This window comes from Pseudarthrobacter sp. B4EP4b, from assembly GCF_006680095.1.
In the GTDB taxonomy this organism is placed as follows: Bacteria; Actinomycetota; Actinomycetes; order Actinomycetales; family Micrococcaceae; genus Arthrobacter.
Map to the genome: position 1 here is coordinate 151,270 of NZ_VHIJ01000041.1, position 24,686 is coordinate 175,955.

Genomic DNA, 24,686 nt, shown 5'->3' on the forward strand with positions numbered 1-24,686 from the left:
GTAAACCCATGAGCCTCGACCAGCTGTACCAGCAGATCATCCTGGACCATTCCAAAGCCCGCCATGGCAGCGGACTGGCCGGCACCGACGCGCCCAACGGCGCCACCACGGGCCAGTCCCACCAGCTCAACCCGGTCTGCGGCGACGAAGTAACACTGCGCCTGGCCGTCAGCGAAGGGAAAGTGGCACAGGTAGCCTGGGACGGCGCGGGCTGCTCCATCTCCATGGCCTCGGCTTCTGTGCTGACCGACCTGGCAGAGGGCATGACCGTGGCGGAACTTCACGAGGTGATCGACAGCTTCCGCGAGGTCCTGCGATCCCGGGGAAAGCTCCATGCAGACCCGGACTTGCTGGGAGACGCAGCAGCGTTTGAGGGCGTGGCCCGGTACGCGGCACGGGTCAAGTGCGCCATGATTTCCTGGGTTGCCGCCGAGGACGCGCTCAACCAGGCCGCCTGAGACGCAAAAACCAGGACAGCAAAACGTCCGGCCCTCCTCCCCAACGGGATGAGGGCCGGACGGTTTTAATGCCTGGCGGTCTGGTCTGATGCGTGGCGGGCCTTGTTGATGCCGGACGGGGCCTAGCTGAACAGCCCCAGAATTCCAATCAGGGCCGTGGCCGCACCCAGCACCATCGAGATGGCTACCAGCACCACGTGGACGGTGAGGAACTTGGTGGCCTTGCCGGCGGCGTCTCGGGCGCGCGGATCCTTCATGACCCGGCGCAGGAACTGCGGCCAGACCACCAGCGACCAGATGCCGGCAACGATCAGGACGAGCGCGGCAAAGACGGGCAGTTCCACGCGCCTAGTGGCTTTCCAGCCAGGCCTGTGCCTGCTGGGCCTGCAGGTTCAGTGCCTTGGCAACCATCGGTTCGGCAGCGTCGGCAATCTTGCCGCCCAGGAACGGCACCGAGGACTTAACGGCGCCTTCGAGCTCCACGCGGGTGCCGCCGTCGGCCGCTACCAGCCGCTGGACGGCGGTGACGTCCACGGGGGCGCCGGCGATCTTCAGGGAAATGTTGCTCTGCCGGGAACCGTCCGCGGCGGGAGCATCCCAGTTCTCCACCTGGGTCACCTTAAGGTGCTCACCCACGAACTTACGGGCGATCTCCGGCAGCCGCGTGGTGGGCAGGGTCCGGACGGACGTGGCGCTGAATGCGCCGGCAAGATCGCCGTCAACAGTGAAGGATTCCAGGGTGCCGCCCACCAGCTGGCTGACGTGGCGCTGGAAATCCTCGTTCACCAGGACAGCTGCAACGCTGGGGACGGAGTGCGGAAGGGTGGTGGTTGCGCTCAAGGCCATTGGTCCTCCTGGGACGTGGGGGTCGGATTAGGCTCCAAACATCCTACGGGGTCCGGACGCCTGCCTCCGCATCCGCCAGTTTCCGCGCCGCGCCGGTGATATTCCTTGCCATCGCGGGGAAGATCAGGCTGTGGAACGGCAGGACAGCGAGCCAGTACAGCCTCCCGCTCAGCCCCTTGGGGAAGAAAATGGCCCGCTGCCGGTAGCGGCTGCCGTTCCCGTCCGGTTCCACGGACAGCTCCAGCCAGGCACGCCCCGGCGCCCGCATTTCGGCCCGGAGCCGGAGCAGTTTCCCGCGCTCGATCCGTTCCACCCGCCACCAGTCCACCACTTCACCCGTGGCCAGGGTGCGCGGGTGCCGGCGTCCGCGCAGCAGCCCGGCGCCGCCGGTCAGTTTGTCCAGCCAGCCGCGCACCTGCCAGGCGAGCGGCAGGGAGTACCAGCCGTTCCGTCCGCCGATGCCTTCGATGACCGTCCACACGTGGGCGGGATCGACGTCGCCATGGAAGGTCCGTTCGTCGGTGTACACCTTGTGCCCGGCCCAGTCGGGGTCGCTCGGCAGGGGATCTGCATCGACGCCGGCGTTGGCCCACGTGGTCTCCACCTGTCCGTCGCGTTCCTTGCCCAAGGCCAGGGCGACGGCGGTGCGGTAGGCGGTCAGGCCGCCGTCGGGCTGCGGAATGTACTGGTCGATGCCGTGCTCATTGGCGACGGCGTCGTGCTGCAGCGACTGGACCAGGGGCACGGCCATGGACAGCGGGATGGGGGTGGTCAGGGCCACCCACATGCCGGCCAGCTTGGGCGCCGGAACCGGCAGGGCCAGCACCGGCCGGTAGGGCAGGCCGGCTTCCGCAGCGTACTCCTGCATCATGCCGGCGTACGTGAGCACCTGGCGGCAGCCGACGTCGAACGTGCGGTTGAGCGGGCCCTCCAGCGACGCCGCGGAGACGAGGTAGTAGAGGATATCGCGCACGGCGATCGCCTCGATCCGGTTCCGGACCCAGCTGGGCGCCGGCATCAGCGGCAGGGTTTCGGCCAGGTGCCGGATCATCTCGAACGACGCCGACCCCGAGCCGATCACCACGCCGGCCTGGAAAACAATGGCGTCCACCGGGCTGTCCAGGAACATCTGGCCCACAGCCTCCCGGGAGCGCATATGGGTGGACAGCTCAACTCCCGTGGGGTGGAGTCCGCCCAGGTAGACAATCCTCTCCACGCCGGCGTCGGCTGCGGCACCGGCAGCAGTCCGTGCCATCGCCTGTTCCTTTGCCTCAAAGCCGGCACCGGCCGCCATGGAGTGCACCAGGTAGTAGAAGACGTCGACGCCGGCCAGCGCCGCCTGCAACGCCCCGCCGTCGTCCAGGCTGCTTTCCACCACCTCCACCTGGTCGCGCCACGGGACGCCGGCGATCTTGCCGGGGGAGCGCACCAGGACCTTGACCGTGTGCCCCTCGTCCAGGAGCCTGGGCACCAGGCGGCCGCCGATGTAGCCGGTGGCGCCGGTGACCAGGACAGTTTTGGCTGGATGCTTGCCGGTTCCGCTCATGCTGTGCCCTCTCGTCCTGTTTCCTTGCCTGTCCCTGTTCAGGGGTTCGGAGCCGCGGCGGCTGTGGACGGCTGCCATGTCATCGGCTGGGGGTAGGCTGGAACTGCCCGGGATTCGCAGCGAATTTCGGGTTTTCGCGCTGCCTGCTTTTTCGCAACACCACAGGAGCTTCTGCCATGAGCCTTCCCGGCCCGTCCACCGCCGGCACATCCATCGCTGGAAAGTCCGGCACCGGTAAATCCAGCACCGGCAAGTCCAGCGTAGGCCCTTCGCTGGAGGGGCTGCGCCGCGCCCTCGCCGCGGACCAGACCTTCGCCCGGGTCCGTGCGGAGGCTGCCCGCGGCTTCGCCGTCCGCGGCCAGGATTACCAGATCAGTGCCCCGGCCGGGCTGCGGCCTGTGCTGCTCGCCGAGATGGCCGACGGCGTGGCTGCAGCTGCCGGGGGAGCGGACGGTGCGGGGCCGGGCGTGGTCCTGGCGGTCACCGCCACGGGGCGGGAGGCGGAGGACCTTACCGCCGCCCTGCGCGCATACCTGCCTGCCGATGCCGTGGCCGAATTCCCCAGCTGGGAGACGCTCCCGCACGAGCGGCTTTCACCGCGCTCGGACACTGTGGGGCGGCGGCTGTCCGTGCTGCGCCGCCTCGCGCACCCGGAAACGTCGACGGCGGGGCCGCTCCGGGTGGTGGTGGCACCTGTCCGCGCGGTGGTCCAGCCCGTTGTGGCCGGCCTGGGCGAGCTGGTCCCCGTCACCCTGAAGGTGGGCCAGGAGAAGCCGTTCACCGACGTGGTGCGGAGCCTGGCCGACGCCGCGTATGCCCGGGTGGACATGGTGACCCACCGCGGCGAGTTTGCCGTCCGTGGCGGCATCATCGACGTGTTTCCGCCAACCGAGGACCATCCCATCCGGGTGGAATTCTTTGGCGACGAAGTGGACCAGATGCGCTGGTTCGCTGTGGCCGACCAGCGCTCGCTGTCTTCGCCCGGGTTGCACCACCCCACTGAACTGCATGCCCCGCCGTGCCGCGAAATCCTCATTACGCCGTCGGTGATGTCCCGCGCCGCCACGCTCAAGGCCCAGCTTCCGGCCGCAGCTGACATGCTGGAAAAGATCGCCGGCGGCATTGCCGTGGAGGGCATGGAGTCCCTGGCGCCGGTGCTGGTGGATGCGATGGTCCCGTTCGTTGACCAGTTGCCCGCCGAATCCATCGCCGTGGTGATCGAACCGGAGAAGGTGCGCACGCGCGCCCACGACCTCGCCGCCACCAATGAGGAATTCCTGGAAGCGGCCTGGTCCACCGCGTCCGACGGCGGGACCGCGCCGCTGGACCTCAGCTCGCAGGCAAGCGCTGCCCTCCATTCCGCCAGCTTCCGGTCACTGACGGACACCCGCACCTCCTCCCTGGAGCACGGGGTTTCGTGGTGGTCCATTACATCGCTGGCCCAGGACGAGGAACTGCTGCCCGAGATCGACGTCCTGAACCTGCACGCCCGCGAACCCCGCGGCTACCAGGGTGATGTGGCCGAAATGATGGAGTTCATCGGATCTCACGTGCGCGACCAGTGGCGGATCGTGGTGGCCACCGAGGGCCCCGGCCCCGCCCAGCGCCTTGCCGAACTGTTCCACGACGCGGACATCCCCTGCGCCCGGGTGGACAGCCTGGACCACGAACCCCAGGCGGGCATCATCGAGGTGACTACTGCCGCCGTCGGACGCGGCTTTGTCCTGGACGGCCTCAAACTCGGCCTGCTCACCGAAGCGGACCTCCTGGGCCGGACCTCCGCCGGCTCCACCAAGGACATGCGCCGCATGCCCTCGAAGCGCCGAAACGCGGTGGACCCGCTGCAGCTTGTTGCGGGCGACCACGTGGTGCACGAACAGCACGGCATCGGCAGGTTCGTGGAGCTGATCCAGCGCAAGGTTGCCGGCGGCGGTGACGGCGTGCGCGAGTACCTGGTCCTGGAGTACGCGCCGTCCAAGCGCGGCGCCCCGGGGGACCGGCTGTTTGTCCCCACGGACCAGCTGGACCAGGTGACGCGCTACGTCGGCGGCGACACCCCGGTCCTGAGCAAGATGGGCGGCGCGGACTGGGCCAGCACCAAGTCCAAGGCCCGGAAGGCCGTCAAGGAGATCGCGGGCGAGCTGATCCGGCTGTATTCGGCCCGCATGGCCTCCCGCGGCCACGCCTTCGCCCCGGACACTCCCTGGCAACGCGAGCTCGAGGAAGCCTTCCCCTACGTGGAGACCCCCGATCAGCTGACCACCATCAACGAGGTCAAGGCGGACATGGAACGCGAGATCCCCATGGACCGGCTGGTCTCCGGCGATGTGGGCTACGGCAAGACGGAAATCGCCGTGCGTGCCGCGTTCAAAGCCGTGCAGGACGGCAAGCAGGTGGCCGTGCTGGTGCCCACCACCCTGCTGGCCCAGCAGCACTACGAAACGTTCACCGAGCGGTTCTCCGGGTTCCCGCTCCGGGTCAAGGCCCTGTCCCGCTTCCAGGGGACCAAGGAAACCAAGGAAACGGTGGAAGGCGTCAAGAGCGGATCTGTTGACGTGGTGATCGGCACCCACCGGCTGCTGTCCAAGGACTTCGAGTTCAAGGACTTGGGGCTGGTGATCGTGGACGAGGAGCAGCGCTTCGGTGTGGAGCACAAGGAAGCGTTGAAGAAGATGCGCACCAACGTGGACGTGCTGGCCATGAGTGCCACCCCGATTCCGCGCACGCTGGAAATGTCCCTGACCGGGATCCGGGAAACGTCCACCCTGGCCACCCCGCCGGAGGAACGCCACCCTGTCCTGACGTACGTGGGGCCCTACACGGACAAGCAGACCTCCGCCGCCATCCGGCGTGAGCTGATGCGCGAGGGCCAGGTGTTCCTGGTCCACAACCGGGTGTCCACCATTGAGCGGACCGCCGCCAAGATCCGCGAGCTCGTCCCGGAAGCCCGAGTGGAGGTGGCCCACGGGCAGATGTCCGAAAGCCGCCTGGAGCAGATCATCGTCGACTTCTGGGAAAAACGGTTCGACGTGCTGGTGTGCACCACCATCATCGAAACCGGCCTGGACATCTCCAACGCCAACACCCTGATTGTGGACGGCGCGGACAAGTACGGCCTGTCCCAGCTTCATCAGCTCCGCGGGCGCGTGGGCCGTGGCCGCGAGCGTGCGTACGCCTACTTCCTCTACCCGTCGGAGAAGCCGCTGGGTGAAGTGGCACTGGAACGGCTCAAAGCGGTGGCCACGCACAACGAACTGGGCGCAGGCATGCAGCTGGCCATGAAGGACCTCGAAATCCGCGGCGCCGGCAACCTGCTGGGCGGCGAACAGTCCGGCCACATCCAGGGCGTGGGCTTCGACCTCTACATCCGCCTGGTGGGGGAGGCCGTGGCAGACTTCCGCGGCGAGGCCGAGGAGAAGGCCGCCGAGATGAAGATCGAACTGCCGGTCAACGCCCACCTCCCGCACGACTACGTGCCGGGGGAGCGGCTCCGGCTGGAGGCGTACCGCAAGCTCGCGGCAGCCCTCACCAACGAGGCCATCGACGAAGTCCTGGCTGAGCTGGTGGACCGGTACGGCGAGCCGCCGCTGCCCGCCCAGAACCTGGTGGCCGTGGCCCGCTTCCGGGTGGGAGCCCGGGAAGCCGGCCTGTCCGACGTCGCACTCCAGGGCAACTTCATCAAGTTCTCGCCGGCCACCCTGCCGGAGTCCAAGGTGATGCGGCTGAACCGGATGTATCCGGGGTCCCAGTCAAAGCCGGCCCTCGACGCCGTGCTGATCCCCAAGCCGAAAACGGCCAAGATCGGCGGCCGGGACCTGCAGGATGCGGAAATCCTGGAATGGGCCAACGGGGTCATCCGGAACATCTTCTCGGACGCACCGCTGGCGGTGGGATAGGACTTGATGGGAGGACATCACGCCGCGTCGGGAGCCGCGGCGTGGGTAGCTATTGCCTCAACGGGGCCGTACACCCTTGGCTGGTATCCGCTGGACGCCACCGGGATCCTGATCGGCGGGATGGCGACGGCGGGCACCGCCCTGGTGTGCGACTGGGACCACCGGCACAGCACGGTAGCGAATGCCCTGCCGCCCCTGTCGAATCTGATCGCCGTTGGAATTGAAAATGCCAGCGGCGGGCACCGTCAGGGGACGCACTCGGTCCTCGGAGCCGCCTTCTTTGTGCTGCTGGCCACCTTGGCCGGTCAGTTCCAGCTGCAGACCCAGTGGGGCCTGCTGTCCGTGGGCGCCGGACTGCTGTGCATGTTTATGATCAATATCGCGGCCAAGGCGCTGAAGCTGTTCCCGAAGGCCGGTTTCATCAGCAACTGGATCTTCGCGCTGACCATGGCCGGGCTTGTCACTTGGTTCGCACCGGACCAGTGGACCTGGCTGCCCGTCTCGATGCTCACGGGCGTGCTTGTGCATATTGTGGGGGACCTCATCACCACCAACGGGGTGCCCCTTCTGTGGCCGCTGGTGATCCGGCCGCCCAAGGTGCTGCGCCGGCTGCCGCTGCTGCGCCAGGTGTGGCGGCCCAACGGCGCACTGTCCCTGCCATTGCTCGGCCGGGCGGGGTCCAAGCGCGAATGGCTGCTGCTCATTCCCGTGAGCGCGTACGCAATGGTGGGGTTGTGCGTGGCCGGCTGGGCGATAGCCCGGACCCACTGGACCAGCGTGGCGGCGGCAGCCGAAGCCTGGACCCGCATCTGGTTCTAATGTCGTTTTCAGAAGCCGACTGCACATGATCGCGCTTAATTCCGGGGTTTGCACAGACGGGTTCTGATCAGTGGCTGGCTGGGACCGCGATGCCTCTCGAAACCTTGGGGATTCGGGGCTGAGGTTATGAGACATCCAGATGGGGAACGGATTACTGCCGTTTTCCTCAGCCGGAACCCCTCCAACGACCACGACGGATTGCCCTGAAATGCACATCCGAAATGCTCCAAGTCGCCTGCCCCGACGCTCTAAATCTGTCCGCCGCACGGGCGGGCGTGGCGAAATCCCCCGTGTAAGGCAGAGGGTCCCATGCGCCATGTTAAGGAATGGCGACGCCATTGTCAGTTTCCGAAGTCGACTGCACAGAATGTCCGAAGTGATCTGCACAGCCCGTCAAAGGAATGAAAGGTCTATTGGGTATATAAGAAACAGTCCCGCATACGGCTGGCAGCAGGACGGCCGCTACTGCGGCTCACCGTTTATCCACTAGGCTCGCTTTTGGTCCATTGTGGGCCTTGACTCGGCTACGCCGGACTTATGGGGGGCATATCCATGGTGGGAACTGGCAGTACATCAAAGACGGCGACTGGCCTGCCCGCGGTTCGGCCAGCGCTGCTTGTTGTGCTGTCGCTGGGACTGGCAGGGTGCACTTACGCGGATGCTCCAACCCAGGCGGAACCGGCCGCCCAGACCACCCCCGCTGCAGTTGCGTCGTCCGCCCCGAAGCCTGCCCTGAGTGGAGAAACCGTGCGGGACTCGTTTGGCAACGCGGACTTCTACACCACCGTTCCAGGAGACACCCTCCCGGCCGTGGCGGCGGCGTACAAGCTATCCGAGGCGAAAGTCGCCGCGTTCAACGGACTCCAGCCAGGAACTCCCCTCACTCCGAACACACGGCTCCGACTGATTCCGACCGGTCCCATGCCGGGTGCCAAGGGGGCTGCAACGGTTGACGCAAACGGCATTCCAACGGGTTACACAATAGAGCCCGAAGACAGCCTGGCCGGCATCACTTACCGGTTCAACCTGACCTCTGAGCAGTTGGCGGAAGCGAACAAGGTCCCGTTCACCTACGAAAAGGGAAACGTCTTCTTCATCCAGGCCGGCAAGGTCATCCAGCTGCAGAAGAAGCCGGTAGACAGCAGGTCCGGCTCGGGTGCCTCGGTCAACAACTCATTCGGCCAGACGGTCTTCTACACCACGGTGGACGGTGACTCGTTCGACAGCCTTGGCTACAAGTTCCGCTCAACCACGCCACAGATCCTGATGTACAACCCCTCGCTGTCGGCGGATCAGCCCATCCATGCCGGCACGAAGGTTCGACTGATACCCGGCGAACTGAAAATCGAGGGCGCCCATGGAACGTTCACCACCGATGCCCAAGGTATTCCCCTGACCTATACCACCGCCCCAGGGGACACCGAGCGGCAAGTCTCGTTTCGATTCGGCGTGACTGACCTGCGCTCGGCCAACCGTCCGAGCACGGGCACGGCCGGGTCTTGGTATGAATACACAGACCTGCCCATCGGCGAACTTGCGCCGGGGCAGACCATCAGCGTGGCGCTGGACAAGCCCATCAATAAACCCGGGAGCTGACATCCGCCCCCGCGGACTCCAGCAGGCATACGAATTGTCGTCATGGCGTAATCCTGTCACTACTCCAGGGCCGTCCGACTAACGTGCACCAACAGTGCGGTGATCGACCGGCTAGCGGACGCTGGCGGAGCCACCTAATAGCGCCTGCCAGTCCGGTGGTTCTAGGTGCACAGATTGAGACCTGGCAAGCCTGATATTTTGTTGCCCCGTGTGTAGGGTCGGTTCATGGACGCAAGTGCAGCGTATCGATCCCCGCGGTTGTGGCCTTGGGCGATGGCGATCCTGGGCGTAATCGTCTTAAACGCCTTCTTCATCGGATCAGGGGGAGGTGAGTGCTTTGACTACGTTGTTGAGTCGGGCGCCACCGGTACCTGCACTAGTGGTCCGATGCTCGGGATCGAAGGGACGTGGATCTTGGGCGTCGTAAGCGCGGCGGCCGTCGTTTATTTCGCTCGTCGCGTCATGCGCATAATTAGCGCCCTAGGAACTACGGAAGAACATCTCTAGCAATCACAGGTGGGACGTCGTTCAGCGAGGCGGCTGTTGGCGGCACAAACGGACCCCATGCGCATCTGTCCTCGTATTCCCGGTAAGGATCCTCTACCGGCACAAACCGCCTATCCAGCGAAAACGGAAGCCAGTTATTGAAGGTCTTAGCCCCAGATGCGCCAAGGGCTTTGACGCGGGCTAATTGGCGAGTGCCCGGACTGCGGCGAGATCCCACGGCGCGCTAAACAGTGGCTGGTGGACCCAGCGCCCCCAGCCCCTTACATTCCAGGCAATACGTATACGGGGGAGGACTTCCGCGATCCTTGTAGCGAAATGGGGCCGCGATTAGTACCAGTACCGTCTTCCGGCAAGAGGTCGTCCGATTGCACCGAGCAAGAAAAGCACGAGGCCGACAACAACCAGAATCCACCCAATCGTTATCAGTATTCCAATGTTGAAAATATAACCGAGGATTAGTAGAACAACTCCGAGTGAAAGCACCTTAGTCCTTACCTTCCCAAATATTCGGACCAACCCTGGGCTGCAAGACGGTTGCTTGCGGTCGTCCCATTCGTACCACACCGGGTTGTCCAGGGGAACAGGAACCTTTTACAGGTGTGCCACGCCCTTTGAGTGCAGGAAATGCCGGCTACATCGACAGAGCTGCGATGCCTACGGCAGAAGCCGTCCCCCCGCCCGTAAGCCGGCTCCCAGTCGCCCGCCACAGATTTCCGGCAGCACTCATCCGGCCCCACCACCCTGATGCTGGCCATAGTCCCTGCCATTCCTATATGCGGATATGCGAGCTCCAGCGTTCTCGCAAACGACTGGCGCTGGGGCAAGCTCGGCGAGAACACCAGGCCGATTGCCGCTAGGGGGTGCATACCGAAAGTCTAGGACCGTGCCGCACTGGGTTTCAGGCGCAGCAAAATGAGGGCACGAAAAAGGTGCGCCCCGTTCGCTGAGCGCACCCTTTTGGTAAAATCATTCAGTCTTTGAAGGCGTCTTTGACCTTTTCGCCAGCCTGCTTCACGTCGCCTTTGGCCTGGTCCGTCTGGCCTTCAGCCTTCAGGCTGTCATCGCCTGTGGCGTTACCGGCCGCTTCCTTGCCCTTGCCGCCAGCCTTCTCGGCAGCGTTCTCAATCTTGTCGCCTAGTCCCATGGTGTTTCCTCCTCTGGTTGGCAGCCGTTCGCATTCGGCTGCACCTATACTAAGCATGCTTAGGGTTCACCGCGCAAGTCGGACGAGCCGACTTGCATCCGTCAGTTGATGTGCACAGCCGCAGCGCGAGACGCTCGGTCAGGTGTCGCTGGGCCGTCGACGGGTCGTTATCGGAGACCAGGCAGATGCCTTTTCCAAGTTAATCGCTTGAGATCCTTCAGGCAGCGGCAGGACATCCCTGGGGGCGAACTCTGTCCATGCCGGGTTTGCCGTGCTGGGATCAACGGTGGCAAGGAGTGCTCGGACTTCTTCTCCGCCGGTTGAGTCGGGGCAATGGCCGGCTTCCAGGGAGCTGATTTCCGCGATCTTCTCACCGGCTTCCCGGAAGAGCGTACCGCGGACGAATCGTCCATTTTCAGATTCAAGGATCAGATAGGTGGCGTCCTCATAGGCAGCCAGAACAAGACGGGCGAGCAGCGAGACCTTGGACATCCCCAGTGGCGCGGACCCTTGGTCACGCATCTGTCCGGTAGCAGTGATGGCCTGCCTGACTTCGGCATTGTTGAGCCGGCCAGGAATCATCTGCAACTCGGGGAAGCCGTGATCGCGCGTCCATTCCCACGCCGCGTCTTCGATACCCGCCCAGTCGTACCCGCGGGAGTTCTTCAGCTTCATGATCGGCCATCCGCGCCCGTAGAGATTTGTCTCTGCCCAGAATTGAATTGCCTTCACGGTTGCCCAAGGAAGGCTGTAGGCCCATTCCGGGTGATCCTCGCCGGTCTGGTAGTTGTAGCATCTCGCCGCTAAATAGATCTGCACCAAATGCCTGGGCTCGGGCGCCCCGGTCAGGATCTCATCCACTGGGGTGAACGTGTACTCCGGCTCGGCACGTTCTTCCTGATAGTGGTCGGAGACCGCCACGATGTTGAAGTGGGCCAGTGCTTCCCCGATCGATTGTGCTGTGGCAGTGTCCTCGTAGTCGAAGAAAAGGTCCGGCATTCTGCCGTTTCGGATCCTTCGCGCGGCGGTCGCCAAGAGGTCAATCAGATCGGTGCCGACAACAAATGAGCTCAAAGCGGTCCCCCTGTCTTGCGAGCCGCGGCCGGCCCGGTTTCCGCCGCATATCCACGGCACATTAGTCCTGCATAGGTTGGGGCGGCTTGGAGAATTATCGTTCACTGGCCGCCGGTAGGCCGATCCCTTGCGGGCCAGGAAAAATTGTGCCGACGACTTCTGACATTCCGTGCGGACGACTTCGGAAAACGACACTTCTCCCACGCCTAATGACACCTTTGCAGAGGACTCCTGACATTCTGTGCGGTCAGCTTCTGAAAATGACGTCTAATCCGCAAACATTCGGTGCCAGCCTGCCAGCGCGTGCGCCAAATGCAAGAGACCCCCTGGACATCGTCCAGGGGGTCTCTTGTCTGCTGTGGGATTAGTGCTCGCCGGCGGAGTCCGAGCGGCCCAGGATGGTCTGCGGGATCCAGTACGCCAGGGCGAACAGCGCCAGACAAACAGCCATGGGCCACGGGTTGCCGAGCGTCAGGAAGGACAGGGAATAGATGGCGCCGAGGAACAGGGCCATGCAGACCACAAAGAGGATGATGCTGCTGCCGAGCTTGTTCTCGTTCTGAGGGGTCCGGAGTTCCCCTTCGTGAGACGCCGTGCCCTGGCTGGAAGCCGTGATCTTGCTGGACATTCATTCCTCCTTGGCCGCGGGGGCCTCAATCTGTGGCGGCTCCGGTTGCCGTCAGTAGGAGGATGAACCCTGTTCACCCTTGACGATGGCGATGCCGGAGCTGGCACCAATACGTGTTGCACCTGCTGCAATCATAGCCTGCGCGTCCTCGAGGGAACGCACGCCGCCGGAGGCCTTGACGCCGAGGCCGGGACCTACCGTGCGGCGCATCAGGGCGATGTCCTCGGCGGTGGCGCCTCCGCCGTTGAAGCCGGTGGAGGTTTTGACGAAATCGGCGCCGGCTTCCACGGCGGCCTCACACGCGAGAACCTTCTGGCTGTCTGTGAGCAGCGCCGTTTCGATGATGACCTTCAGGATGGCACCGCTGGCGTGGACAGCCTCCGCCACCGAGGTGATGTCCTCAACCAGCGCGCCCTTGTCCCCGGCCCGGGCGGCTGCGATGTTGATGACCATATCCACTTCGTCGGCACCGTCCAGCACCGCCCCGCGGGCCTCGAACGTCTTGACGTCCGTGGGCGTGGCGCCCAGCGGGAAACCCACCACGGAGCAAGTGAGGACGCCGGAACCCTTCAGGGCCTTCTTCACGGTCTTGACCCAGATGGGGTTCACACACACGGACTTGAAGTGGTATTCAGCGGCTTCGGCACACACTTTGAGGACGTCGGCCTCACCAGCTTCCGGCTTCAGCAGGGTGTGGTCGATGAATGACGCCATGCTGCCGGAGTCCGGGGCGCCGGATGCGGCTGTTTGAACGGAAGGGGTGGCTTCGTTGCTCATGATGGTCCTCTCCAAGGGGCCGATGGGCCAGGGCGTTGTGACGCCCTGCCTCGTTTCGGAACCATCTTGCCACAGAGCAACGCGGGGTCACTTCCGGCCCAATGCGGACGGATTATCGGGCCGTAAGTGACCGCGCGTTGCTGCTCAGGCGGCGGCCGGCAGTGCGGAGGGTGCGGACGGCACGGACGGCGCGGACGCGGCAGTAAGCAGCTGCGTGGCGCAGGCGCCCGCTGCGGAAGCCGCGGCGACCAGCAGGCCCAGCCGGACGCCGTCGAACGCTGCCGCGTCACCGAGAGCCCAGATTCCCGGGACGGACGTCCGGAAGTCCTTGCTGATGACAATCCCGCCGGTGGCCGCTATCTGCAGCCCCGCGCTGGCGGCCAGCCCGTCCCGGGACACCCGTTCCTCCGCCAGGACCACCAGGTCGCCGTTCATGCTGCTGCCATCTTCGAAAATAACCCCCGAGGCCGCGAGTCCGGCTGAGGTGCCCGGAACGACGGCGGCCGGCCGGGCGGTGGTGCGGATGGGCCGCACACCCCTGGCGCGGAGGACCGCTTCAGCCTGGCCGGCCGCCGCACCCGTGCCCACCAGGATCCCCAGCGGACGGCGGCCCAGCTCCCGGCTGACCGCGCTGACAGCCTCGCCGATGCGGGCGGCGTCGTCGATGGTGGAGTAGCTCAGGCAACGGTTGGCGCCCTCCACAGGGCTGGCCACCGGTGCTGACCCGGTGGCGATGACCAGCTGGTCGTAGCTGAATTCCATGCCGTCCGCCGTTGCCACCGTCCGGTTCTCCGGGTCAATGTGGCTGGCCGGCTGGCCGAACCGCACCGAGACCTGGGGGAGCAGCGCCAGCTCCAGCAGCTCCTCCGGATTGTCGTCCCGGTTGCTCAGCACCGTGATGGTTCCCGTGAACCGTGCACGGTTGAGCTGGCTGACCAGAGCCTGGGCAGCAGGTCCTGCCCCCGCAATGACGATGCGGGTGGCGGGAACAGTGGAGGTGGAGGGTGCCGGAGCGGACATGTGCTGGCCCTTTCGCTGGCGGCCGGTGAACGGCCGGAACTTCGTGATGGACCCAGCGTAGGACCCTGCTTTTTCCGGGGTGTTTCCCCTCAGTTGCCGTTTAGCGGGTCCGTGTTCGCCAGTTTTTACCGGCCGGTAACAGAACCCGTGACGTGCCTCTCATCCAGGCAGAAACGGACACATTGCACGTGCGCCCCGCCATATGCAAAGTGCCCGGGGCCAATGCCCGGGCACTTTGAGGGTGCACCGCAGGCACTAGACGCGGATGCGATAGCCGCGCTTCACCACAGTTTCCACGAGGCGGCCGTCGGGCAGCGAAGAACGGAGCCGGCTCACGGTCATGTCCAGCGCGTGGACCGAACCTCGGAGTTCCAGAAGGTCGGACAGGGATTCGCGGGACAGGACCGCGCCGCTGGCACCCAGCAGCGCCCGGAGGAGCAGCAGCGGAGCGGGCGCCAGTTCCACCGGCTGGCCATCGATGCGCAGGCTCCTGCCGCGCAGCTCGATCTTGCCGGACCTGGTGTCCAGCCGCCGGACATGGTTCAGTGCGAGGTGCTCGCACACCAGCCTGATCAAGGCGCCCATCCGGAAGCGTTCCGGGATCAGGGGTGTGATGCCGGCGTCCAGCAGCGGCTGCGCGGTCACCGGACCCACCACGGCCGTGGTCACGTTCGTCTTCAGGCTCTCGATCAGCTGCTTGTAGACGCCCATCTCATGGGCAGTGCTCCACAGGGCGTCGACAGCAGGCGCGCTGGTGAAGGTCAGGACGTCCAGGTTTCCACTGCACACCGCCTCGATGAGGCGGGGAAGCTTGTCCTCGCCGTCGGGCTTCACCCAACGGTATGGGGTGACCGTCAGGACGGTGGCGCCGGACATGCGCAGGCGCTCCAGCTGCCGGACATCCGTGTACCCGTGCAGCTGCACGGCCACGGTCTTGCCGCGGACCCCCTCGGTGAGCAGCATGTCCACCAGTGTTGCGGTGGTTTCGTCGCTGCTGATTCCGACGTCGGCAAGGCCGGCCGCACGCACGGCACCGCGGGCTTTGGGTCCGCGGACGAACATCCGGCAGGCACCGAGGGTTTCCAGCAGCTCGTCCCCGATGCCGAAGGAATCAGCGGCTTCGCACCAGCGGCGCATGCCGTAGGCGGTGGTGGCGATGCACAGGTCCGGCTTGGCAGCGATGATGGCCCGGGTGTCGTCGATGAGGCGCATGTCCTCCTGGACCGGGGCGATCTTCAGGGCGGGGGCGTGCAATACCTCAGCGCCGCGGCGTTCGAGGGCCTCGATCAGGTCCTGGGACCGCCGGTCCGAGGTGACACCGATGCGGAAACCCTCCAGCGGCGCTTCGGCTGCCTCTGGCGTTTCCTCGACCTGGGGTGCTTCGGCCGGTGCAAGTGCATTCATGGAGGTCAATCCTTTCACGAGCCCAGCAGCGAGGCCGCCAGCCTGTCCAGGTCGGCGGCGGCCTCAGCATGCCCGCGGTTGGCTTCCGCCACCCGCACCACCTCGCCGATTACCAGCACAGCCGGGTTGCTGCAGCCGGCGGCCGCAGTGGTGATGGTGCCGAGGTCCGCGATGGTGGTTCGCTGTCCGGGCCGGTAGCCACGTTCAACAACGGCCATGGGCATGTCCGTGCGCATTCCTGCCCGGCGGAGGCCTGCGGCAAGCTGGTGCAGGGTGCCGATGCCCATCAGCACAACGATGGTTCCACCCAGGCCGGCCAGGTGCTGGTGCTCCTTTTCGGTCAGCGGGGCGTGCCCGGAGACCACGGTGAACATGTGGCTCACTTCGCGGTGGGTGACCGGGATTCCGGCCGCCGCGGGGACGGAGATGGCGCTGGTGACACCCGAAATGACGCGGACCGGGACGCCGGCTGCCACGCAGGAGGCGACCTCCTCGCCGCCGCGGCCAAAGACGTACGGATCGCCGCCTTTGAGCCGCACCACGTTGTTGCCCGCGAGGGCGCTTTCCACCATGAGCTTTTCGATGTCGGCCTGGCTGACCTTGTGGTGCCCGGGCTTCTTGCCCACATCCACGAGTTCGGCCGAGGTCAGCTGCGGCAGGTCCTGGCAGGGGGCCAGCCGGTCATAAAAGACGACGTCGGCATCGCGCAGCGCCTTGATGGCGCCCACAGTGAGCAGTTCGGTGGTTCCGGGCCCGCCGCCCACAAGGGTGACGTGGCCGACCGGTCCGGCAGCAGGTTCCACGGCCACGGGGATGCTGGCTGCACGGCACCGGTCCAGCAGCGGCTCCCAGCCCGGCTGGCCGTCGTCGACCGCTGCCACCAGGAAGGGGCGCTCGGGCAGGGGGCCGTCATGGCCTGCGCCCTGCGGGGTGCTGAGGCGGTAGACCACGGCGCCGGCGGCCTCGTAGCGGCGCACCGCCTGCCGGGCTGCGTGATCCGAGCCGGCCACCAGGACGTCGCGGCCGGTGAGGTCGATGGTGAGCTGCATGGTTATGCCTCGTTCCTGATGGGTTCCGGCGAGCCGGGACGGACCGGGATGGATGCCCCGATCAGGACTTTGCCCTTCTCCTCCGGGGTGGCGGGGCGCATCTGGCCGCGCTCGTCCGGAACGAAGGTGATGGAGTCATCCTTCTGGTCGGGGGCGTTGACGAAGGAGCGGAACCGGCGCAGGCGCTCGGGGTCCTTGAGGGTGTCTGCCCATTCGTCGATGTAGGTGTCAACGTGCTTGGCCATGGCCGCCTCGAGGTCCGCGGCGATGCCCAGGGTGTCCTTGACCACCACGTCCTCGACGTGCTTGATGCCGCCGTCGAGCTCCTCCTGCCAGCGCGCCGTGCGCTGGAGGCGGTCCGCAGTGCGGATGTAGTACATGAAGTAGCGGTCGATGTACTTGATCAGCGTTTCGTCGTCGAGGTCCTTGGCCAGGAGCTGGGCGTGGGCCGGGGTGGCGCCGCCGTTGCCGCCGACGTACAGGTTCCAGCCGTCGGCGGTGGCGATCACGCCCACGTCCTTGCCGCGGGCCTCGGCGCATTCACGGGCACAGCCGGAGACACCCATTTTGAGCTTGTGCGGGCTGCGCAGGCCGCGGTACCGCAGTTCGAGCTGGATGGCCATGGCCACCGAATCCTGCACGCCGAACCGGCACCAGGTGGAACCGACGCAGGACTTCACCGTGCGCAGGCTCTTGCCGTAGGCCTGGCCGGACTCGAAACCGGCGTCCACCAGTTCCTTCCAGATCTCCGGGAGCTGTTCCAGGCGCGCACCGAACATGTCGATCCGCTGGCCGCCGGTGATCTTGGTATACAGGTTGTACTTTTCGGCCACGGCCGCGATGACGCCCAGCTTCTTGGGGGTGATCTCGCCGCCGGCGATGCGGGGGACCACCGAGTAGGTGCCGTCCTTCTGCATGTTGGCCAGGGCGCGGTCGTTGGTGTCCTGCAGGGTGCCGCGGCCGGCGTCCAGGACGTAGGCGCTGTTCTGGCTGGCCAGGATGTTGGCGATGGTGGGCTTGCAGATATCGCAGCCGGCGCCCGTGCCGTACTTGGCCATGATCTCTTCGAAGGAGGTCAGTTCCAGGACACGGATGGCGTCGAACAGTTCCTGGCGGGACAGTTCGATGTGCTCGCAGAGGGCCTTGGACACCTCGACACCGGACTTGGTCAGTTCAGTTTCGAGCAGCTTCTTCAGCATGGGAACACAGGAACCGCACTGGGTGCCGGCGCGGGTGCAGCCCTTCAGCTCACCCAGCTCCTGGACCGGGGCGTTGCCTTCGCAGGCGCCGCAGCCGTTGATGGCGTCGCGGATGGTCCCGGCGGTGACGTTGTTGCAGGAGCAGAGGGTGGCGTCGTCCGGCAGTTCGGTCTCGGGGGCCTCACCGCCGCCGGCCGCGCTGAGGAACGCGCCGGGCTCGGCGGGAAGTTCGCGGCCCAGGAGCGGGCGCAGGCTCATGTACGGCGAGGCGTCGCCCACGAAGATGCCGCCCAGGAGTGTCTTGGCGTCGTCCGTCGTCACGATTTTCTGGTAGACGCCGCGTGCCGGGTCGGCGTAGACGATTTCGAGGGCGTGTTCGGTCTTGGCGAAAGCGTCGCCGAAGCTGGCGACGTCGACGCCGGACAGCTTGAGCTTGGTGGCGGTGTCAAAGCCGGGGAAGGTGGCATCTCCGCCGTGGAGGCGGTCGGCAACGATTTCCGCCATCGTGTTGGCGGGGGCCACCAGGCCAAGGCACATGCCGCCATAGTTGGCCACTTCGCCGATGGCCCAGATGCCGTCCACCTCGGTGGCGCAGTAGTCGTTGATGACCACACCGCCGCGCTGGCCCAGGCTGAACACCTGCTCCTCGCCGTCGGCGGCGCGGAACAGTTCATCGCGGGGCCGCACGCCAATGGCGACAATCACGATGTCCGCATCGATGACCCGGCCGTCGGCCATCAGGACGCCGGTGACCTGGCCGTCGTCATCGGACAATACTTCCGACGGGAAGACGCCGCCGTGGACCTCAAAGCCCTTGGACTTGATGAGCCGGCCCATGGCCTGGCCCGCGCCCTCGTCCAGCTGCGTGGCCATCAGCCACTGGGAACCGTCAATAACAATGGGGTTGGCGCCAAGCTGCTCTGTGCCGGCGGCGGACTCGAGCCCGAGGAGGCCACCACCGATGGTCACCGCGTTGACCTTGCGGCCCAGCTTCTCCCTGAGGCCGGTGATTGCCTCGTTGATGGCCCACACGTCCTCGAGGGTGCGGTAGACGTGGGTGTGCTCGGCACCGGGGATGGGCAGGCGCGCCGCGTTTGAGCCGGTGGCCACCACCAGCTCGTCGTATTCGACAACGTTGCCGGCAGCGGTTTCCACCGTCTTGGCTTCGGCGTTGATCTTGACTACCCGCTCACCGGTCTTCAGCTCCAGGGAAGGGTGGTCCCACATTGAGGCGGTGCCCAAGGTGAGGTCCACGTCCTTTTCGGTGAGGGCCTTGGACAGCGCCACCCGGTCGTAGGGGAGGTGGGCTTCTTCGGTGAGGACCGTGACATGCCAGCCATCGAGGCCGCGGGCATGCATGGCGTCCGCAAAACGGTGGGCCGCTGGGCCGCCGCCGGCGACGACGATGCGGCGCGGAGTCTCTGTGCTTGAAGTCTGTTCGGTCACTGTGGGCCTTTCGCATGGGCCGCAGTGTTTCCTGCAGCCTTCTGGTGACGAGTGTCCATTCAGACTAGGGAGACGCAGTTTCGCTTCAGTTTCCCAATTGTTTCGTCAACTTAACTTCTGCATCACGAACGCATTTCCGGCCGCGTGAGGTGTCTTTTACGCACTGGACACATTCACTGCACCCCTCTGAAACACCCGCGGCCTAGCGTGGAACACGGCCGCAGAGGCAGCCAAAGGCAAGGAAAAACGCACAGGAAGAGGAGCCGACATGACGGCAACACTGGAACTTGGGGCACTCGCAGCAGCCACCGGCGAGGCCGCACCGGGCATCACCGCCGGTTGGCACCGCGTCTGCCTGGTGGACGACCTGGAGCCCGCCTGGGGTGAAGCCGCCCTCGTGGCCGGACGCCAGATTGCCCTTTTCCGCACCGGGCCGGCCGAGGTTTTCGCGGTGGCCCATGAGGACCCGGCCACCGGAGCACACGTGATGGCCCGGGGAATCCTGGGGTCACGCGGGGCGCGTCCCACCATCGCTTCGCCGCTGCACAAAGAGGTTTACGACCTGGAAACCGGCGAATGCTTCAGCACCCCGGGCCTGAGCATCGCAGCGTTCAGCACCCGCGTGGTGGACGGCTTCGTCGAAGTCGAGCTGTAGAAACACTGCCGGAAACTACATTCAGGAAAAAGGGCGCCCGGCAGGGCGCCCTTTTCGCGGTTCGGGGATCCTGCTACAGACCCAGCGCCTCGCTGACGTCCCGGAGTACTTCATCCAGTTTGGCGCGGACGGCCTGCCGGGCCTCCGGCAGTTCCGCCGCGGACCCAACGTGGTGGATCACCTCGAGGTAGCACTTGAGCTTGGGCTCGGTGCCGCTGGGCCTGATGATCACGCGGGTGAGGTCTCGGGTGAGGTAGAGGAGGCCGTCCGTGGCCGGAAGCTGCCCGCTGCCTTCGGCCAGGTCCGTGAAGACCTCGACGGCGGATGACCCGAACGATTCCGGCGGGCTGACCCGGAGCCGGTTCATCATCGCGTCCAGCAGGCCCAGGTCCGCCACCCTGATGCTGAGCTGGTCGCTGGCGTGCAGGCCATGCTGGAGGTAAAGCTCGTCCAGGGTGTCAAAGACGGTCTTCCCGTCTGCCTTCGCGGCGGCAGCGAGTTCGGCGATCAGCACTGCTGCCGAAATCCCGTCCTTGTCCTTCACCAGGTCCGGGGCAACGCAGTAGCCCAGCGCCTCCTCGTAGCCGTACAGCAGCCCCGGCACGCGGGAAATCCATTTGAACCCGGTCAGCGTTTCCTCGTGCGCGTAACCGGCGGCCGCCGCGATCCGGGCCAGAAGCCGCGAGGACACGATCGAGTTCGCGAACACGCCCTCGCTGCCGGCGGCACTTCCGCTGCCTGCACTTTCGCCGGCCGCGGCCAGCCGCGCCGCCACATGCGCGCCCAGCAGCGCGCCCACTTCGTCCCCGCGGAGCATGCGCCAGGCGCCGGTGTCCGGGTCCTTGGCGGCAACTGCTGCCCGGTCGGCGTCGGGATCATTGGCGATAACAATGTCCGCGTCCAGCCGCCCGGCCGTCTCCAGAGCCAGGTCCAGCGCCCCTGGCTCTTCCGGGTTCGGGAAACTGACGGTGGGAAAGTCCGGGTCCGGCTGGGCCTGTTCGGCCACCAGAGTGACGTCATTGAAACCGGCGGCGTTCAGCACGGCCAGCGCAGTCTCCCCGCCGACGCCATGCATCGGGGTGAGGACGATGCGCAGGTCCCGGGCCGGGAAATATTCGGGCAGGGCCAGCGCGGCCGCAGCCTGCTGGTAACCGGCGGCCACGGACCCGTCCAGGACTGTCCAGCCCTCGGGGGCAAGGGCAATCGTGTCGAGCGGGCCAACGGCGTTGATCCTCGCCGCGATTTCACTGTCGTAAGGCGCCACGATCTGGGCACCGTTACCGCTGTCCGCCACGGCATGGCGGCCCAGGTAGACCTTGTAGCCGTTGTCCTGCGGAGGGTTGTGGCTGGCGGTGACCATCACGCCGCCGTCGCATTGCAGCGCCCGGACGGCGTATGCCAGCAGGGGAGTGGGCAGCGCGGCCGGCATCAGGAACGTCTCGATGCCGGCGGCCGTAAAGATAGCCGCGGTTTCCGCCGCGAAGATGTCCGAGTTGTACCGGGCGTCATAGCCGACGACGGCGCGCGGCCGGGTCCCCGGGGATGCCTCGCCTGCCGCGCGGACCAGGAAGTCCGCCAGTCCGGCAGCAGCGCGCCTCACCACCACGCGGTTCATCCGGTTCGGCCCGGGCCCCAGGGCAGCGCGGAGTCCCGCCGTGCCGAACTGCAGCGTTCCACGGAAGCTGTCCTCGAGTTCCTGGCGGGCTGCCGGGGAACCGTCTTCCACCAGCCGGACCAGCTCAAGGAGGGACGCCGATGTCTCAGGATCGGGGTCTTGGGCAGCCCATTCACGGGCCTCGGTGAGCAGGCGGAAATCGGCATCGGAAGACGTCATGGGCACAAACCTATCGTCATTGCTCCCTTACTTCCCGCAACGCGGGGTCAGATGCGGCCCAAAGAACGCGACGGATGGGGCCTGAAGTGACCCCGCATTGCCTTAGAGCCGGGCGATGATTTCTGCAAGCAGTTTGGAGATCCGCGGCCCTGCTGCCTGCCCTGACTCAATGACTTCCTGATGGCTGAGCGGCTGCGGGCTGATGCCTGCGGCAAGGTTGGTGACCAGGGAGATGCCAAACACCTCCATGCCTCCGTGCCGCCCCGCAATGGCCTCAAGGGCAGTGGACATTCCCACCAGGTCGGCGCCGATGCGTTTGGCGTACTGCACCTCGGCCGGGGTTTCGTAGTGCGGGCCGGGGAACTGGGCGTAGACACCTTCGTCCAGGGTTGCGTCCACGTCGCGGGCGATTTTGCGGATCCGGGCGGAGTAGAGATCTGTCAGGTCAACGAAGGTGGCGCCCTCCAGCGGCGAGGCCGCGGTGAGGTTTATGTGATCGCTGATCAGCACCGGAGTGCCCGGCGCCCAATTTTCGTTCAGGCCGCCGCAGCCGTTGGTAAGGACCAGTGTGTTGCAGCCGGCCGCCGCCGCGGCCCGGATTCCGTGGACTACGGCGCGGACGCCCTTGCCTTCGTAATAGTGGGTGCGGGCGCCCAGCACCAGGGCCCGTTTGCCCTCTTTGGTCAGCACAGAGCGGATGGTGCCCACATGCCCTTCCACTGCCGGAGCGTGGAAACCGGGGACTTCCTCGGCGGACAGGGTGGCTGTGGTCTCGCCGATGAGGCTGGCGGCGTCTGCCCAGCCGGAGCCGAGCACCAGGGCCACGTCGTGGCGGTCCACGCCGGTTTCCTCGGCAATGTAGTCGGCGGCGGCGCGGGCGGCAGCGAAGGGATCCGTGTTCAGGAAGTCTGTTGTACTCACTGGTACAAGTTATCCTGCCGCTCCTGCAGGGCCCAGCCTTTGGCGGTTTTCCCCAGAGAACGGTTTCTTTGGCGGTCCGGCAGGGGATGCAGGAGAATGATTGTTTGTGACTACGCATCCAGATTTCAGTTCACCCCGGATCGCAATCCTGGGAGGTGGTCCGGGCGGATACGAGGCCGCCATGGTGGCCGCCTCGCTTGGAGCGCAGGTCACCATCATCGAGCGTGCCGGGCTCGGCGGATCCGCCGTGCTGACCGACGTCGTCCCGTCCAAGACCCTGATCGCCACTGCGGACCTGATGACCCGCGTCGCCGAGGCGGGGGAGCTGGGAGTTAAGTTCGACGTCGACGGCGGAGACTTTGTGCCGGTGATGCGCGCGGACCTCAAGCACATCAACGACCGCCTCCTGAACCTCGCGCGCAGCCAGTCCAAGGACATCTCAGACGGTTTGGCGCAGCAGGGCGTGCGCATTCTGGCCGGATCCGGGCGGCTCCTGGATGACCACACCATCGAGGTCCTCACGGCGGAGGGCACCGAGACCGTGGAGGCGGACACCATCCTGCTGGCGCTCGGCGCCCATCCCCGCGAGCTGCCCACGGCCCGCCCTGACGGTGAGCGGATCCTGAACTGGACCCAGATCTACAACCTGGACGAACTTCCCGAAGACCTGATCGTGGTGGGCTCCGGCGTGACCGGGGCCGAGTTCGCGTCCGCCTACAACGGCCTCGGCTCGAAGGTCACCTTGATTTCCAGCCGTGACCGGGTGCTGCCGGGTTCTGACGTTGACGCGGCCGTGGTTCTCGAGGAAGTGTTTGAACGCCGCGGCGTGCGGGTCCTGTCGCGGTCCCGCGCGGAGCAGGTGGAGCGCACGGACGACGGCGTGGTGGTCACCTTGAGCGACGGGTCCAAAGTGACCGGCAGCCACTGCCTGCTCTGCCTGGGCTCCATCCCGAACACCGCCGGCATCGGGCTGGAAGAAGCGGGCGTTGCGGTCAGCGAAAGTGGCCACATCAAAGTGGACGGCGTCTCCCGCACCACCGCCCCCAATATTTACGCCGCCGGTGACTGCACCGGAGTCCTGCCGCTGGCCTCCGTCGCGGCGATGCAGGGCCGGATTGCCGTTGCCCACTTCATGGGTGACGCCGTTACCCCGCTCAAGCTGCACCAGGTGGCATCCAACATTTTCACCTCACCCGAAATTGCCAATGTGGGCGTGTCCGAGGCCGATATCGACTCCGGCAAGTACCAGGGCGACGTGGTGAAGCTCTCGCTCCGCAGCAATGCGCGGGCGAAGATGCGCAACACCAAGGACGGTTTTGTAAAGATTTTCGCCCGGAAGGGCTCGGGAACGGTCATCGGCGGCGTGGTGGTGGGACCCAACGCCTCCGAGCTGATCTTCCCCATCTCCATCGCCGTCAAGCAGAAGCTGCACGTGGATGACGTCGCCAGCACCTTTACGGTGTACCCGTCACTCACGGGCTCGATCTCAGAGGCTGCGCGCCGCCTGCACGTGCATATGTAGGACCTGCGCTTGCAGGGAAGCGGCGCCGCCGGGAGTCTGGACCCCCGGTGCGCCCTGCATAGACGCCTCTGAGGACCGGCCGGGAATTTCATCAGGATTTTCCCGGCCGTCCCTGCATCAGCCATCGACTCAAGGAGGAGTGGCAGCCATGGCAACAGACCTTGTTCGACCGCGCCGCGGCAAAATCATCGGCGGCGTCTGCGCGGCCCTGGCGGCCCGGTTCGGGCTTCCGAAGGTCCTGGTCCGGCTGGGCTTCGTCATTTTCGGATTGGTGGGGATCGGCGAGCTGGTCTACATCGCTCTCCGGATCCTGATCCCCAAGGCACCGGTGTAAACAGCCCGGGT

The 24,686-nt window shown here is 65.9% G+C and carries 20 protein-coding genes; 7 read left to right on the forward strand and 13 right to left on the reverse strand.

Annotated features, from left to right (window positions below; translation table 11 throughout):
• Nucleotides 1-8: 8 nt before the first annotated feature.
• Entirely contained in the window at nt 9-458 is a 450-nt protein-coding gene (gene sufU / locus FNL14_RS16105) for a Fe-S cluster assembly sulfur transfer protein SufU (RefSeq protein ID WP_142061846.1), read from the forward strand.
• A gap of 122 nt (nt 459-580) precedes the next feature.
• Here sufU and FNL14_RS16110 read toward each other — a convergent pair whose 3' ends face one another.
• The 3 genes from FNL14_RS16110 to FNL14_RS16120 are packed head-to-tail and all read right to left on the reverse strand — an operon-like array spanning nt 581 to nt 2,850.
• Nucleotides 581-802, reverse strand: a complete 222-nt coding sequence (locus FNL14_RS16110) for an SCO4848 family membrane protein (RefSeq protein WP_091418395.1) — start codon at nt 800-802, stop codon at nt 581-583.
• Between the two features lie 4 nt (nt 803-806).
• Nucleotides 807-1,304, reverse strand: a complete 498-nt coding sequence (locus FNL14_RS16115) for a DUF2505 domain-containing protein (RefSeq protein ID WP_091418393.1) — start codon at nt 1,302-1,304, stop codon at nt 807-809.
• Between the two features lie 43 nt (nt 1,305-1,347).
• A complete protein-coding gene (locus FNL14_RS16120; protein ID WP_142061849.1) occupies nt 1,348-2,850 on the reverse strand; it encodes an SDR family oxidoreductase in 1,503 nt (500 codons plus the stop codon).
• Between the two features lie 176 nt (nt 2,851-3,026).
• Here FNL14_RS16120 and mfd point away from each other — a divergent pair, with 176 nt between their 5' ends.
• The 3 genes from mfd (at nt 3,027) to FNL14_RS16135 (ending at nt 9,161) form a co-directional block, all read left to right on the forward strand.
• Entirely contained in the window at nt 3,027-6,746 is a 3,720-nt protein-coding gene (gene mfd / locus FNL14_RS16125; RefSeq protein ID WP_255470880.1) for a transcription-repair coupling factor, read from the forward strand.
• Nucleotides 6,747-6,752: 6 nt separating this feature from the next.
• On the forward strand, nt 6,753-7,565 hold the full coding sequence (locus FNL14_RS16130) for a metal-dependent hydrolase (RefSeq protein ID WP_091418390.1): 813 nt from the start codon (nt 6,753-6,755) through the stop codon (nt 7,563-7,565).
• Nucleotides 7,566-8,312: 747 nt separating this feature from the next.
• Entirely contained in the window at nt 8,313-9,161 is an 849-nt protein-coding gene (locus tag FNL14_RS16135) for a LysM peptidoglycan-binding domain-containing protein (protein WP_181762677.1), read from the forward strand.
• A gap of 1,477 nt (nt 9,162-10,638) precedes the next feature.
• Here FNL14_RS16135 and FNL14_RS16140 read toward each other — a convergent pair.
• From FNL14_RS16140 to nirB, 8 genes are all read right to left on the reverse strand, one after another.
• Nucleotides 10,639-10,812: a CsbD family protein gene (locus tag FNL14_RS16140; protein ID WP_091418386.1), complete on the reverse strand. Its 174-nt coding sequence runs from the start codon at nt 10,810-10,812 to the stop codon at nt 10,639-10,641.
• Between the two features lie 138 nt (nt 10,813-10,950).
• A complete protein-coding gene (locus FNL14_RS16145) occupies nt 10,951-11,886 on the reverse strand; it encodes a hypothetical protein (protein WP_142061855.1) in 936 nt (311 codons plus the stop codon).
• Between the two features lie 364 nt (nt 11,887-12,250).
• Nucleotides 12,251-12,514, reverse strand: coding sequence for a hypothetical protein (locus FNL14_RS16150; RefSeq protein WP_142061858.1), 264 nt, complete (start codon nt 12,512-12,514; stop codon nt 12,251-12,253).
• A 51-nt stretch (nt 12,515-12,565) separates the two neighbouring features.
• Entirely contained in the window at nt 12,566-13,291 is a 726-nt protein-coding gene (gene deoC, locus FNL14_RS16155) for a deoxyribose-phosphate aldolase (RefSeq protein ID WP_142061861.1), read from the reverse strand.
• Between the two features lie 144 nt (nt 13,292-13,435).
• Nucleotides 13,436-14,311 (reverse strand): FAD-dependent oxidoreductase, encoded by an 876-nt coding sequence (locus FNL14_RS16160; protein WP_142061864.1) that lies wholly within the window; start codon nt 14,309-14,311, stop codon nt 13,436-13,438.
• A gap of 255 nt (nt 14,312-14,566) precedes the next feature.
• The gene (locus tag FNL14_RS16165; protein WP_142061867.1) at nt 14,567-15,715 is read right to left on the reverse strand and encodes a uroporphyrinogen-III synthase; all 1,149 of its coding nucleotides are present in this window, start codon (nt 15,713-15,715) and stop codon (nt 14,567-14,569) included.
• A 14-nt stretch (nt 15,716-15,729) separates the two neighbouring features.
• On the reverse strand, nt 15,730-16,764 hold the full coding sequence (gene cobA, locus FNL14_RS16170) for a uroporphyrinogen-III C-methyltransferase (RefSeq protein WP_142061870.1): 1,035 nt from the start codon (nt 16,762-16,764) through the stop codon (nt 15,730-15,732).
• Nucleotides 16,765-16,766: 2 nt separating this feature from the next.
• A complete protein-coding gene (nirB, locus tag FNL14_RS16175; RefSeq protein ID WP_142061873.1) occupies nt 16,767-19,409 on the reverse strand; it encodes a nitrite reductase large subunit NirB in 2,643 nt (880 codons plus the stop codon).
• Between the two features lie 268 nt (nt 19,410-19,677).
• On the opposite strand from nirB, the gene nirD reads away from it, so the two are divergent.
• A complete protein-coding gene (gene nirD, locus FNL14_RS16180) occupies nt 19,678-20,064 on the forward strand; it encodes a nitrite reductase small subunit NirD (protein ID WP_142061876.1) in 387 nt (128 codons plus the stop codon).
• 73 nt (nt 20,065-20,137) lie between these two features.
• On the opposite strand, the gene FNL14_RS16185 is transcribed toward nirD, so the two are convergent.
• Nucleotides 20,138-21,898, reverse strand: coding sequence for a phospho-sugar mutase (locus FNL14_RS16185; RefSeq protein WP_181762678.1), 1,761 nt, complete (start codon nt 21,896-21,898; stop codon nt 20,138-20,140).
• Between the two features lie 102 nt (nt 21,899-22,000).
• Complete coding sequence (locus tag FNL14_RS16190; RefSeq protein WP_142061882.1) at nt 22,001-22,819, reverse strand: purine-nucleoside phosphorylase; 819 nt, start codon at nt 22,817-22,819, stop codon at nt 22,001-22,003.
• 106 nt (nt 22,820-22,925) lie between these two features.
• Between FNL14_RS16190 and FNL14_RS16195 the strand changes: the two genes are divergently transcribed.
• Complete coding sequence (locus FNL14_RS16195; RefSeq protein WP_091418528.1) at nt 22,926-24,341, forward strand: NAD(P)H-quinone dehydrogenase; 1,416 nt, start codon at nt 22,926-22,928, stop codon at nt 24,339-24,341.
• Nucleotides 24,342-24,489: 148 nt separating this feature from the next.
• The gene (locus FNL14_RS16200; RefSeq protein WP_142061885.1) at nt 24,490-24,675 is read left to right on the forward strand and encodes a PspC domain-containing protein; all 186 of its coding nucleotides are present in this window, start codon (nt 24,490-24,492) and stop codon (nt 24,673-24,675) included.
• The last annotated feature ends 11 nt before the right edge of the window (nt 24,676-24,686 follow it).

What these genes read in the sequence shown, in the direction of transcription:
- FNL14_RS16130 (WP_091418390.1), top strand. Translation starts at nt 6,753, where the DNA reads ATGGGAGGACATCACGCCGCGTCGGGAGCCGCGGCGTGGGTAGCTATT.
- FNL14_RS16150 (WP_142061858.1), bottom strand. Translation starts at nt 12,514, where the DNA reads ATGTCCAGCAAGATCACGGCTTCCAGCCAGGGCACGGCGTCTCACGAA.
- FNL14_RS16165 (WP_142061867.1), bottom strand. Translation starts at nt 15,715, where the DNA reads ATGAATGCACTTGCACCGGCCGAAGCACCCCAGGTCGAGGAAACGCCA.
- FNL14_RS16200 (WP_142061885.1), top strand. Translation starts at nt 24,490, where the DNA reads ATGGCAACAGACCTTGTTCGACCGCGCCGCGGCAAAATCATCGGCGGC.
- sufU (WP_142061846.1), top strand. Translation starts at nt 9, where the DNA reads ATGAGCCTCGACCAGCTGTACCAGCAGATCATCCTGGACCATTCCAAA.
- FNL14_RS16115 (WP_091418393.1), bottom strand. Translation starts at nt 1,304, where the DNA reads ATGGCCTTGAGCGCAACCACCACCCTTCCGCACTCCGTCCCCAGCGTT.
- mfd (WP_255470880.1), top strand. Translation starts at nt 3,027, where the DNA reads ATGAGCCTTCCCGGCCCGTCCACCGCCGGCACATCCATCGCTGGAAAG.
- FNL14_RS16185 (WP_181762678.1), bottom strand. Translation starts at nt 21,898, where the DNA reads ATGACGTCTTCCGATGCCGATTTCCGCCTGCTCACCGAGGCCCGTGAA.
- FNL14_RS16160 (WP_142061864.1), bottom strand. Translation starts at nt 14,311, where the DNA reads ATGTCCGCTCCGGCACCCTCCACCTCCACTGTTCCCGCCACCCGCATC.
- deoC (WP_142061861.1), bottom strand. Translation starts at nt 13,291, where the DNA reads ATGAGCAACGAAGCCACCCCTTCCGTTCAAACAGCCGCATCCGGCGCC.
- nirD (WP_142061876.1), top strand. Translation starts at nt 19,678, where the DNA reads ATGACGGCAACACTGGAACTTGGGGCACTCGCAGCAGCCACCGGCGAG.
- cobA (WP_142061870.1), bottom strand. Translation starts at nt 16,764, where the DNA reads ATGCAGCTCACCATCGACCTCACCGGCCGCGACGTCCTGGTGGCCGGC.
- FNL14_RS16120 (WP_142061849.1), bottom strand. Translation starts at nt 2,850, where the DNA reads ATGAGCGGAACCGGCAAGCATCCAGCCAAAACTGTCCTGGTCACCGGC.
- FNL14_RS16140 (WP_091418386.1), bottom strand. Translation starts at nt 10,812, where the DNA reads ATGGGACTAGGCGACAAGATTGAGAACGCTGCCGAGAAGGCTGGCGGC.